The 12409-nt window shown below is 61.1% G+C and carries 9 protein-coding genes; 5 read left to right on the forward strand and 4 right to left on the reverse strand.

The annotated features are described in order from the left end of the window. Window positions 1-43 precede the first annotated feature (43 nt). Complete coding sequence (locus BM177_RS09515) at window positions 44-1087, reverse strand: sensor histidine kinase (RefSeq protein ID WP_091681521.1); 1044 nt, start codon at window positions 1085-1087, stop codon at window positions 44-46. Between the two features lie 107 nt (window positions 1088-1194). Here BM177_RS09515 and BM177_RS09520 point away from each other — a divergent pair, with 107 nt between their 5' ends. The 3 genes from BM177_RS09520 to BM177_RS09530 all read left to right on the forward strand — a co-directional run bounded on the left by BM177_RS09520 (window position 1195) and on the right by BM177_RS09530 (window position 5736). Then, entirely contained in the window at window positions 1195-1947 is a 753-nt protein-coding gene (locus BM177_RS09520) for a Crp/Fnr family transcriptional regulator (protein WP_091681524.1), read from the forward strand. Between the two features lie 186 nt (window positions 1948-2133). Then, window positions 2134-4998, forward strand: a complete 2865-nt coding sequence (gene mutS / locus BM177_RS09525; protein ID WP_425284386.1) for a DNA mismatch repair protein MutS — start codon at window positions 2134-2136, stop codon at window positions 4996-4998. Window positions 4999-5226: 228 nt separating this feature from the next. Further along, window positions 5227-5736, forward strand: coding sequence for a MarR family winged helix-turn-helix transcriptional regulator (locus BM177_RS09530; RefSeq protein WP_091681527.1), 510 nt, complete (start codon window positions 5227-5229; stop codon window positions 5734-5736). A gap of 138 nt (window positions 5737-5874) precedes the next feature. On the opposite strand, the gene BM177_RS09535 is transcribed toward BM177_RS09530, so the two are convergent. From BM177_RS09535 to BM177_RS09545, 3 genes are all read right to left on the reverse strand, one after another. Next, the gene (locus BM177_RS09535; protein ID WP_091681529.1) at window positions 5875-6081 is read right to left on the reverse strand and encodes a hypothetical protein; all 207 of its coding nucleotides are present in this window, start codon (window positions 6079-6081) and stop codon (window positions 5875-5877) included. Window positions 6082-6129: 48 nt separating this feature from the next. After that, the gene (gene hrcA, locus BM177_RS09540; protein WP_091681531.1) at window positions 6130-7248 is read right to left on the reverse strand and encodes a heat-inducible transcriptional repressor HrcA; all 1119 of its coding nucleotides are present in this window, start codon (window positions 7246-7248) and stop codon (window positions 6130-6132) included. Window positions 7249-7349: 101 nt separating this feature from the next. After that, on the reverse strand, window positions 7350-7736 hold the full coding sequence (locus BM177_RS09545) for a response regulator (RefSeq protein ID WP_091681533.1): 387 nt from the start codon (window positions 7734-7736) through the stop codon (window positions 7350-7352). Window positions 7737-8110: 374 nt separating this feature from the next. On the opposite strand from BM177_RS09545, the gene BM177_RS09550 reads away from it, so the two are divergent. Together BM177_RS09550 and BM177_RS09555 are read left to right on the forward strand one after the other, a co-directional pair. Next, window positions 8111-10942: a DUF6165 family protein gene (locus BM177_RS09550; protein WP_091681535.1), complete on the forward strand. Its 2832-nt coding sequence runs from the start codon at window positions 8111-8113 to the stop codon at window positions 10940-10942. 316 nt (window positions 10943-11258) lie between these two features. Further along, entirely contained in the window at window positions 11259-12389 is a 1131-nt protein-coding gene (locus tag BM177_RS09555; RefSeq protein WP_091681538.1) for a glycosyltransferase family 4 protein, read from the forward strand. Window positions 12390-12409: the final 20 nt, after the last annotated feature.

Genomic DNA, 12409 nt, shown 5'->3' on the forward strand with positions numbered 1-12409 from the left:
GATTTCTGATCGATCGCATGACTTCATACGATCGGAAAGCGCTCTAGATATTGTCCTCGCGCGGGAAGCTTAACCGGACTGTGGTCTGAGGCGCGCGCGAGAATTCCAGCTCTCCGCCCAATTGCCGCGTCAACGCCTGCATGATTAAGAGGCCCTGGCCCGTGCGCATCGACGGCTGGAAGTTGTCCGGGAGACCTCGGCCATTGTCGCGAACGGTCAGGACGCACGCGCCGCCCGCGGCGCCGAGATGAATGTCGATCTCACCGGACTCGCCGTCGAATGCATGTTTGACGGCGTTGGTCACAATCTCGGTCAGGATGAGCGACACCGGCACGAGCTTGCGGTCATCGATTGTCTCCAGGGTCGATTCGACGCGGCACGCAATGTCCTTCGAGGTGCTCGCCTCGATAAGGTCGAGGCAAAGACCCTCAAGGTAGGCTGAAAGCGAGACCCGCATCTGGCCCGGCGCATAGAGGCGGCGATAGATGATCGCCATATTCACCAGCCGCTCCCTCGCGTCGTCGAGGGCGTCCGGCGCGGACGAGGGATCTTCCATCACGCGCCGCCTCTGCAACGTCAGGACGCTTGAGGCGAATTGCAGATTGTTGGCGACGCGATGCTGCAAATCGCGAAACAATAGATGCTGCTCGGTCAGCTTCGCCTCTGTTTTTTGCAGGGTGACGGACAAATCCTTCCGGGTTTGCTGAAGCCGGCGGACGATTTCGATCTGAAAGGCGGCCCCAAAAGCGAAAATCAAAGCGGCGGCGGCTGGAGAATCCGGCGAAACCGTATGCGCAGGCGGCGCAAGGAACGCGAACATGGCGGAGACCGCCGCCGCCGCCACAGCGGGTCCGGCGCCCGCGGCCAATGCGGCAAGGCTCACCGCCGGCAGCGACATCAAAAGAAAGATCCCTGGAGACGGGATTATGAAAAAATCCCGTATCAAAACAACCAGAATCGCCAGCGCCACGGCGAACAGATAGCCGCCGAACGCGTTTCGCCTGGCGGAGGGCAATTTCAAAACTTTCCATTTGTCGAGATGGATCGGCTTTAGCTTTCTGTCGGACTCAACCATAAGGTAGGCCATCGCGCGCCTCGGAGGTTACTGGTCTTGAATGGTAAGGCGGCGAACTGGGGCTCGTCATTAAACTATGACATAACGCCCATGGAGGGTCTGCCAATGCAGACATCTCAATGACGAGGAAACCGGCCTTGGACCGCTCCACGCCCTGCAAGGATTGCCCGCTACGTCCCCTCGACGTGTTTCGCGACCGCAGCCCGACCGACGTCGACTTTATTCAGGCTTTCAAGGCGGGGGAACTCGTCGTCGGCCCCGGCGCGACGATCATCCGGGAGAATAGCAAAAGCATCCATTTGTTTACGCTGCTGTCCGGCTGGGCGTTCCGCTACAAGACGCTGGAGGACGGCCGGCGGCAAATTATCAACTATGCATTGCCGGGCGACTTTCTCGGGCTCCAGGCGTCGATCTCCAATGAAATGAATCATGGCGTCGACACCCTGACCGACGCGGTCTTTTGCGTCTTCCCGCGTGACCGGCTGTGGACGCTCTTCACGCAGCATCCGCAGATCAGTTTCGACATCACCTGGCTCGCCGCGCGCGAGGAGCGCACGCTCGATGAACATCTCCTCTCGATTGGGCGCAAGACCGCCATCGAGCGCGTCGCCTACCTGCTCTGGTATCTCTACGATAAAGCGCGCGATGTCGGTCTCGTCAAAGGCGACAAGCTCGACCTGCCGATGCGTCAGGCCCACCTCGCCGATACGCTTGGCCTTTCGCTCGTCCATACCAACAAGACGCTGCAGAAGCTGCGCGAGAAACGCTCCCTTGTTCTTGAGGACGGCAGCCTGCGAATCATCAACGAAAGCGCGCTCAAGCTTCTGGGCCGGATCGAAACCGCCGAGATGAACTCGCGCCCGCTGATCTAGGGCGCATTCCGATCGCAGCGAGCCCTGCGATCGAACAGAAATCGCTTCAGCGTCAAAAGCTTGAGCTTATTCTTGTCGATGGGATGGATTCAATCCAATCGGAATATGCTCCAGCGCGGGGCTCATGCCGTTTTTCGGCCCCGACGGACCGGTGCAATGCGCCGCGGCCTTTGCTAGGCTCATCTCATGCGAAAGATCCTCCGCCCCATGCCGCCCGCCGCCAAGGCCGGCGCGTCCGACGATCGCGCGAGCGAGGATGGCACCCGCGCGGGGACCGCGGACCCGGCGGCCAAGATCTCGCCGATGATCGCGCAATATCTCGACATCAAGGCCGCCCACCAGGACGCTCTCCTGTTCTACCGGATGGGCGATTTTTACGAATTGTTCTTCGAGGACGCCGAAACGGCGGCGCAGGCGCTCGGCATTGTCCTCACCCGGCGAGGCAAGCACGCGGGGCAGGACATCCCGATGTGCGGCGTGCCGGTCGAGCGGTCGGAGGACTACCTGCATCGCCTGATCGGGCTCGGGCATCGGGTCGCGGTCTGCGAACAGATCGAGGACCCTGCCGAGGCGCGCAAACGCGGCGCGAAATCCGTCGTCCGGCGCGAGGTCAAGCGCCTCGTGACGCCCGGAACCATCACCGAGGAGCATCTGCTCGATCCCTCGCGGGCCAATTGCCTGCTTGCGATCACGGCCGTTGCGCAACCAGCCGGGGAAATTCGCTACGGACTCGCGGCGGTCGATATTTCAACCGGGGCCTTCGCTGTTTGCGAAACATCCGACGCGTTCCTCGAGTCGGAGATCGCCCGGATCGATCCGGCCGAGATCGTCGTTCCCGAAGCTCTGCTGAACCTGCCGAGCCTCACCCGTCTCGCGAAAGAGGACAAGCGTCCCCTAACGCCGCTCGGGGGCGACGCCGGCGCGGCGGCCAGCGCGGAGCGCCGGATCAAAGCTTTTTTCGGCCTGGCGACGCTGGACAGTCTTGGGGCTCTCTCTGGAGCTGAAAGCGCCGCCGCCGCCGCCGCGATCTTCTATATCGAGCGGACCCAGCTCGGCGCGCGGCCCGCCCTCAGCCTGCCCTCGCGCAACGGGCGCAGCGACCATATGGACATCGACGCCGCGACGCGCGCCAATCTCGAGCTGACCCGAACCTTGGCGGGAGCGCGCGAGGGCTCGCTGATCGGCGCGATCGACAGGACTGTGACGCCCGCGGGCGGGCGGCTGTTTGTCGAGCGGCTTTCGGCGCCCCTCATGAGCCCGGACCGCATCGCGCGCCGCCTCGACGCGGTCGCATTTTTTGTCGGCGACCCGAGCCTGCGCAAGGAATTGCGCGCCCGTCTCAAGGCCGCGCCTGATCTCGCCCGCGCCCTGTCGCGGCTATCGCTCGGGCGGGGCGGCCCGCGCGATCTCGCGGCGCTGCGCGACGGCATTGAGGCCGCGCAGGCCGTGGCGGCCCTCTTCGCCGAAGCCTCGCAGCCGCCGGAGGAATTGGCCGCAGCCGCCGGCTCCGCCGCCGCTCTAGAGTCCTCCCTCGCCGCCCGGCTTCGGGCGGCCCTCGCCGATTCGTTGCCGCTGAACCGGCGCGACGGCGGCTTCGTGAGGAGCGGCCACGACGACGCGCTCGACGAGCAGCGCGCCCTGCGCGACGAAAGCCGCCGCGTCATCGCCGCGTTGCAGGCGCGCTATTGCGAAGACCTGGAGACCCGCCAGCTCAAACTCAAGCACAATCATTTCCTCGGCTATTTCATCGAAGTTCCACAGGCGCAGGGCGAAAAGCTTTTGCGGCCGCCGCATGACTCTTTGTTCACGCATCGCCAGACGATGGCGGACGCAATGCGCTTTTCGACGCGGGAACTCGCTGAACTCGAGGTCCGGATTTCGTCCGCCGCCGACGAGGCGCTCGCCCGCGAGCAGGCGGTTTTCGATGAGCTGGCGACGCTGGTTCTGGCGCATGAGGCGGCGATCAAGCGCGCCGCTGACGCGCTCGCCGTCTTCGATGTCGCGGCGGCGCTCGCGGATCTCGCCGCGGGTTGCGGCTGGACGCGCCCGGAGGTCGATCACTCGCTGGCGTTCAAAATCGAGTCGGGACGCCACCCGGTCGTCGAAGCCGCGCTGCGCGAAAGCGGACAGCCCTTTGTCGGCAATGATTGCGATCTTTCGGGCGGCGCCGGCAAGGCGGGACGCATCGCGGTGCTGACAGGGCCGAACATGGCCGGAAAATCCACCTATTTGCGCCAGAACGCCCTGATCGCGGTCCTCGCGCAGACCGGCTCCTTCGTCCCGGCCGCGAAAGCGCACATCGGCATTGTCGATCAGCTCTTCTCCCGGGTCGGCGCGGCCGACGATCTCGCAAGGGGCCGCTCGACCTTCATGGTCGAAATGGTCGAGACCGCCGCGATCCTCAATCAGGCGAAAGAACGCTCGCTGGTGATCCTTGACGAGATCGGGCGCGGCACCGCGACCTTCGACGGTCTCTCCATCGCCTTCGCGGTCATCGAACATCTGCATGCGAAAAACCGGGCGCGCGCGATTTTCGCCACCCATTTCCATGAACTGACGCAACTCGCAAAGCGGCTCGACCGGATCGATAATCTCACGGTCCGGGTGACCGACTGGAACGGAGAAGTGGTCTTCCTGCATGAGATCGTGGCGGGCGCCGCCGATCGCTCCTACGGCATTCAGGTCGCCAAACTGGCGGGTCTGCCCGCAAGCGTCGTCGCCCGCGCCAAAACTCTGCTGGCGGACTTCGAAGCGGCCGACCGGCTGGCGCAAACCGAGCGGCTTGTCGCGGACCTGCCGCTGTTCACCGTAGCGGCGCCGTCCGCATCTTCCCCGCCCGGCGCGCCAGAGGCCGATAAGATTTTTGCAGACAAGTTTCCTCCGGAGACTCTTGCCGACCAGACTCTTGCCAACCAAAGTTTGGCCGACCAGAGTTTTGCAGATCTTGCACTTCGCAAGGCGATCGACGCGCTCGATCCAGACAGCCTTTCCCCCCGGCAGGCGATGGCGGCGCTGTATGAGCTGAAACAGCTTCGCCGGGGAGGAGCCTAGAGCATATTCCGATCGGATTGAATCAATCTCATCGACAAGACTATGCTCAAGCATTTGACTCTGGTGCGATTTCTGATTGATCGCACTACATGCGATCGGAAAGCTCCAGGCGAGACAATGGGCGGGCGGCATATCGGAAGCCCACGATCATTTCGCCTACAATTGTTATAATTTGCTCCGTTTGATCGTTTGCTTGCGATGCGCCGGAAGCGGACTTAAGAAAGACGAATGATTGAAAAGGTCCGTTCCGCGTCCAGCGCCGAGGACGCCCTCAACAGCGACGCGCCGAAACTCGACCAGCAGTTTTGCTTTGCGGTCTACTCGACGCAGCATGCGCTCAACAAGATCTACGCGCCCCTGCTCGAACGCCTGGGACTGACCTATCCGCAATACCTTGTGATGCTGGTCCTGTGGGAGACCGACGATTTGACGGTCAAGGCGATCGGCAACCGGCTTCAGCTCGACTCCGGCACGCTGACCCCGCTGTTGAAGCGCGTCGAGGCGATGGGTCTGATCGGACGCGCGAGGGACCCGGGGGACGAACGGCAAGTGCGCGTTAAGCTGAGCGCAAGCGGATCCAGGCTGCGAAGGGAGGCCAAAGGAATCGCCTCGGAAGTTTCTCGCGCCACGGGCCGGTCGAACGACGATCTCAAGGCTATCCGCAAGGATCTGCGCAAGGTCCGCAACGCGCTGCTCGGAAAACGCGATAAGCCGGACGGCAAAGTACCGGCTGGCTAAGCTGCCCCTCCGCCCGCAAGCTTAAAGCGACGCTTTCCGATCGCATGCGGTCATGCGATCGATCAGAAATCGTTGCAGAATCAAAGGCTAGAGCATATTCTTGTCGAATGGATGGATTCAATCCGATCGGAATATGCTCTAGGTCCGGTCGGCGCTCGCGTTCTCTTTCAGGAGGTCGTTGAAGTCCTCAATCAACCTTTTCAGGCGCGCTTTTGTCGCCTCGGACGCGCTTGCGGCGACCGCGCCGCCCGTTCCCATCTTTCCGGCTTCGATCAGCCCAAGCTGCTTCTTGAGCTTGGAGCGAATTTCGATCAGGTCCTCGATAAATTCGTGCTCCGGCGTCATTGCAGTTTCCCCGTTCTCGCGACGAGCCTACAAAAGATCGCTTCTGGATTATCTCCCGGCCAGCAGGCGGCTGACAACCCTCGACGTATAATCGACCATGGGAACAATTCGCGCATAATTCAGCCGCGTCGGACCGATGACGCCGAGAACGCCGACGATCCGATGCTGGTCGTCATGAAAAGGCGCCGCGATCATCGAAGACCCCGAAAGCGAAAAGAGCTTGTTCTCGGAGCCGATGAAAATTCGCACGCCTTCGCCCCCCTCGGCCCGGCTCAGGAGGTCGATGACGTCCTTTTTGGTTTCGAGATCGGCGAAGAGCAGCCTGATACGCTCGAGATCCTCGAGCGCCGTCAGGTCCTGGAGCAAATTCGCCTGCCCCCTCACGATGAGCTGCGGTCCTTGCCCCGAGCCGTCAGCCCAGCTTGCAAGACCCGCGTCGACGAGGCGGGTGGTCAATTGCCCCAATTCTTCCTCGGCCGCCCTGTGCGACAGCTCTATTTCGACCTTGACCTCGAACAGGGTGCGCCCGCGTATCCGGGCGTTCAGGAAATTTCCGGCTTCGCTCAGGGCCGAGGGCGGCAACCAGGCCGGAATTTGAAGAATTCGGTTTTCGACCGTTCCATCCTCGGCGACCAAAACGGCGAGAGCCCGTTCAGGCTCGATGCGGACAAACTCCATATGTTTGAGCCGGGCGTTGTCCTTCGTCGTCACGACCACGCCCGCGCCGCGAGTCAGGCCGGACAGCATCGACATCGCATCGCTGAGCAGGTCTTCGAGAGGTTGAGCCTGCCCTGTCGCCCTGACCTGCGCGTCAATCTGCTCGCGCTCGCCGTGGCCTATATCGCCAAGCTCAAGCAGGGCGTCCACATAGAACCGCAGGCCAAGCTCGGTCGGAAGCCGGCCCGCGCTCGTGTGGGGAGCGTAGACCAGGCCCAGCTCTTCGAGATCCTGCATCACGTTGCGCACGGATGCGGGAGACAAGGCCATCGGCAGAAGGCGGGACAATTGCCGCGATCCGACCGCCTCGCCATTGGTCAGATAAGAATCGACCAGCCGACGAAAAATTTCCCGGGAACGTTCGTTGAGGCTGGCGACGCCTGCACCGAAACGGCTGGGATCGCGAGGATGGTCAAAGTCGATGGTCACGGAATGAAGATGATGAAGCATCGCCAACGATGCAAGCGAATTTGCGAAACAGTCGCAGAGCCGGGCACGTTCATGCGAGCCCAAGAAACGTTCAAGACACGCTAATGAGAGCCCAAGACACGTTAATGAGAACCTAAGACCTGTTTTTGATCAGCGACCGCATCGTCTACGACGCGGCGAAGGTCGTCCAGCCGAAACGGCTTTTGCAAGATCCTTGCGCCCGAATGACCGCTTTCAAGGCCGCCCTCGCCATAACCTGAGATGTAAACGAAAGGGATGTCCCGGCGGCGCAGGAGATCGGCGACGGGAAAGCTCTTTTTGCCGTTCAGGTTGATGTCGAGGATTGCGAAATTCGGCGCGCCGTCGGCAAGATATTCGATCGCTTTCTCGACCGATGCAGCCACATCGATCTTTGAACATCCCAGATCCATCAGCATGTCTTCAAGGAGCATGCTGATAAAGACTTCGTCCTCGACGACGAGAACCCGAAGGCCGTTTCCGTTTCTCATAAGAAAGCCCCTCAAGGCGTCATCACGGTTTGATTAACGGTCAAGATCGGCGATGGTTCCACATTGCGTCCTTTTGCGCGCCTCGATCCCATCGGAGAGGAAGTTTCCTTCCTCCGCATTCGAAAGCGCCCGCTCGCCGCGACGCGCCTGAGCCAGACCATGATCGCAGGCTCCGCCGTCAGGTCCGCGACAGCTTCTTGAGCTTAACTCCTTCGTGAGGTTTACCGCGATCAAACGAACCGCTTCGGCGCGCCCGCCCCTCTCCGTGACCTGGCGCCGGATTGATCAGGATTAAATCGAACCCAGTGGTGAAAAATTGGAGCGAAGTTCGCGTTGACCGGGAGGGTCGCCGGACTCTGGACGAGCGCAGTCGCATGAGCATTCCGAAGCTGGAACAAAATGAAGAGGCTCAGGGCAAGGCCAGGGCGAACGCGCTGCTCCAGCGCGCCGTTTCGGAGGCTTTTACCTTGCTCGAGGCCGGGGCAGCCGAGGAGGCGATCGCGCACGTCAGGCATTATGCCGATCTTGCGACCCTGAGCGACGTTGGATGCTATGTCTTCGGTCTGATTTATTTCAATGCGGACGATTTGCGAAGTTCGCTTCGCTGGTTCGACCGCGCCCTTTCATTGAACTCCACTTACGTCGAGGCTCAGAGCGCTCGCGCGATCGTGCTGCAGCGGCTTGGGCAGCCTCTCGACGCCCTCGATGCGTTTGAGAGCCTCTTAAGATCCCGGCCGAACGACGCCGACGTCATGTTCAGCATCGGCGTTATCTTGCAAAGCCTCGGCCGGATGAAAGACGCTCTCTCCGCCTACGAGAAGGCGCTTGTTGTTCGTCCGGAACATTGCGAGGCGCTGACCAATCGAGGCGCTCTTCTCGAGCGCTTCGGGCGGTTCGAGGAGGCGCTGAGTTGCTTCTCCGACATCGCAAGGCTAAGGCCGGACGACAGCAAGAACATGTTCAACAAGGGCTCGACGCTGCAGAAACTCGGGAGGCGAGACGAGGCCCTCGCCGCCTACGAACAGGCGGCGGCATGTGGTCCGCCCGACGCAGAAATTGAACTCAACCGCGGCAATGTCCTGCAAAATCTCGGACGCCTCGAAGAGGCTGTGCTGTGCTACGACCGCGCCCTGCAATATCGCAGCGGCTATCAGCAGGCTCAATACAACAAAGGCATTGCGCTCCAGGCGCTCGGCCGGCGCGAGGAAGCATTGCGCGCCTATGACGCCGCTCTTGCGATCGATCCCTGCTATTGCGAAGCATCGTGCAATCGCGGAAACGTCCTACATGAACTGGGGCGGCTCGAGGAGGCGCTCGCGGCTTACAATGCGGCTCTGCGGATACGCCCCGGGTTTCTGCCCGCCCTCGCCAACAGGGCGAGCGTGCTCTTGCAGCGCGGATGCGCGGAACAGGCGCTTTTGTCCTGCGACGAGGCTCTGCGGCGCAATCCGGATCACCCGCAGACGCTAGGCATTCGTGGCGCGGCGCTCCAGAAGCTCGGCCGGCTGAACGAATCCCTGACTGATCTCGACCGTGCGCTGCGGCTGAATCCCGGCGCGCCAGAAGCCTGGCTCAATCGCGGCAACGTGATGCAGGAGCTCGATCGCCGCTTCGAAGCGATCGCCGCTTACGATGAAGCCTTGCGGCTTCGGCCCAACTACCCCGAAGCGCTGTCAAGCGTCGGCGTCGTGTTGAAGGAAGCCGGGGAAATCGACAGGGCGCTGACATATTTCGACGCCGCCCTGCGCCACAAACCCGATTACGCCGACGCCCGCAACAACCGCGCAGGCGCGCTTCTGCTCAAAGGCGACCTCAAAGCGGGTTTTGAAGATTATGAAAGCCGTTGGGACCGTTCCAACGCGCCGCCGCGAACATTCGTATCACCATCGCCCTATTGGCAGGGTCAGCATAGAGCCGGTCATCTCCTCGATGGACGAAGCATCGTTGTCTGGGACGAACAGGGTCTTGGTGACCTCATCCAGTTTTCGCGTTATCTCATCTGTCTCGCCGAGGCGGGCGCTGATGTCGCCGTCCATTGCCGAAAAAACATGCGGCGCCTTCTCAGCACCCTTCCTGCGCGCATCCGCTTTATCGACGCCGCGGACAATGGAGAATCATTCGCGTTTCAATCGGCGCTGCTCAGTCTGCCCCGCAGTTTTCAGACCGATCTGGAAACTGTTCCCGCCCGAACGCCCTATTTCTATCCCGAACCGGACCTTGTCACGAAATGGGGAGACAGAATCGGCGACGAGGGATTTCGGATCGGAGTGTGCTGGCGCGGCAACGCCTACATCAATCTGAAACGATCCCTACCGCCGCGCTGCTTCGCCCCAATCGCGGCGATTCCCGGCGTGAGGTTGATCAGCCTGATGATCAATCAGGGCGCGGACTCATCCGGAGCGGCGCAACTACCCTTCTCGGTCGAGAGCCTTGGGGAGGATTTCGACGCAGGCCCGGATTCCTTCGTCGATTGCGCCGCGGCGATGGCGAACCTCGATCTCGTCATCACCTCCGACACCGCGATCGCTCATCTCGCGGGCGCCCTTGGCCGGCCGGTCTTTGTCGCGATGAAAATGGTCCCGGACTGGCGCTGGCTGTTAAATCGAGCCGACAGCCCCTGGTACCCGACAATGCGGCTTTTCCGTCAAAGCGAAAAAGACGTGTGGGAGGACGTTTTCGAGGCCATCACCGCCTGTGTCGAGAGCCTCGCCGGGCAGGCCCCTGTTCGCGATAACGCCGTGGCGGCGCAGATCTCTCTGCCCGGCGCAATCGGCGAACTCATCGACAAGATCACCATTTTGGAGATCAAGGAAAGTCATGTCACCGATGCAGCGAAGCTAGGCAATATCCGCCGCGAACTTGGCTTGCTCCGCAAGGTGGAGGCCGAGGCAGGTTTCTCAAGTGAAAAACTCGCGGAGCTCAAGACGGACCTCAGAACTGTCAACGCCAGGCTCTGGGATATCGAGAACGCCCTGAGGGAACACGAGTGCCGCGCCGATTTTGGAGCCGCCTTCATCGCTCACGCGCGACAGGTGTACAAGACGAACGATCAGCGCGCGAGCCTCAAGAAAAAGATCAATCTGATGTTCAATTCCGCGATCGTCGAGGAAAAATTTTACCCGGCGCAACAGCGCAGTTCGGCCGTGGAAACGAGAATTCGAAATCCGGCGTTTAATCCGGCGCTTAACGATTTGATCGCGAAATGAGGAGCAGAAAGCGAAGCGGTAAAGAAAAGCTACATCCTTGCCGTAAACGTGCTACACAGAAAATACATATTTCGTTCGGCGCTGACATCTTGAACGCGCGGCTGTGTTTATAAACAGCAATTTCCTTAACCTTGCTCATCGGCCGAAGCGGCGCAGCCACAATTAGGCCGAAGGATGCCTTGCTTTCCCTTGCAGCCCAGGGCGCGGCTATTGAAACGGGAGCATCTAAAACGGAACTTCGGCTTGCCTCGAACATTTGGAGATCAACTGAAGCATCTTAAAATTGTGGTCTTCGTTTCGCCGAAAGGAAATAATCATGCGGATTGCGCTCGTGGCTCCCCTCGCGGAAGCCGTGCCCCCGAAGCTGTACGGCGGCACGGAGCGCGTAGTGTCCTGGCTCTCGGACGAGCTGGTCCGACAGGGCCACAAGGTCACGCTGTTTGCGAGCGGAGGATCACGGACGAACGCCAATCTCTTGGTTTGCGCGCCGGAAAGCTTGCGTCTGGCGGGAATTCGAGATCATATCGGAAGCACGCTGCATATGCTGCGGCAAGTTCGCCTGCGCGCCCATGAGTTCGACATCATTCATTTTCACGTTGATCTTCTTCCGCAGGCGCTGTTTCACGATCTCGCGCATAAATCTCTGACGACGCTGCATGGACGCCTTGACCTCGTCGATAGCCTCCCGCTTTACGCCGCCTATCCGGAAATGCCGCTGGTTTCGATCTCCAACTCACAGCGCAAACCGATGCCGTCCTGCTCCAGATGGCTCGCCACGATCCCTCACGGCCTGCCGTCGCAAGTCTGTCCCTTCGATCGCCTTGGCGGTGATTATCTGGCGTTTCTCGGCAGGATCTCCCCTGAAAAACGCCCAGACCGAGCGATTGAAATCGCGAAGCGGGCTGAAACGCCGCTTAAAATCGCGGCGAAGGTCGACAACGCGGATTTCGAATATTTCAAGACGATGATCGAGCCCATGCTCGACCATCCGCTCATCGAGTTCATTGGCGAAATCAATGAAGTTCAAAAGGCGGAGTTCCTGGGCAATGCGCTGGCGCTGCTCTTTCCGATTGACTGGCCCGAGCCTTTTGGCCTGGTGATGATCGAGTCGATGTCAGCCGGGACTCCGGTGATCGCCTGGCGCCAGGGTTCTGTTCCGGAGGTGATCACTGACGGCGTGAGCGGCGTCATCGTCGATTCGATGGAGGGCGCGGTCGCCGCCGTGAAAACGGCTTCAGCGATGGACCGCCGCGAGGTCAGGGCGGAGTTCGAGACGCGATTCACCGTCGCCCGTATGGCTCGCGACTATATCACCGCCTATCAATCGTTGCTGGCGGATATTCCGTTCCCGTTTGCGGTGAAGCAGCAGCCTCAGAGAGCGCCTCTTGGGCAGGTGTCGCGACAAGGCAATGGCGCCCCGGCGTTCGGAGCGGCCGCGTCCGGCTGACCGGGCCTGCTGGAGCGCCG

It is taken from the genome of Methylocapsa palsarum (assembly GCF_900114285.1).
GTDB classification, from domain to species: Bacteria; Pseudomonadota; Alphaproteobacteria; order Rhizobiales; family Beijerinckiaceae; genus Methylocapsa; species Methylocapsa palsarum.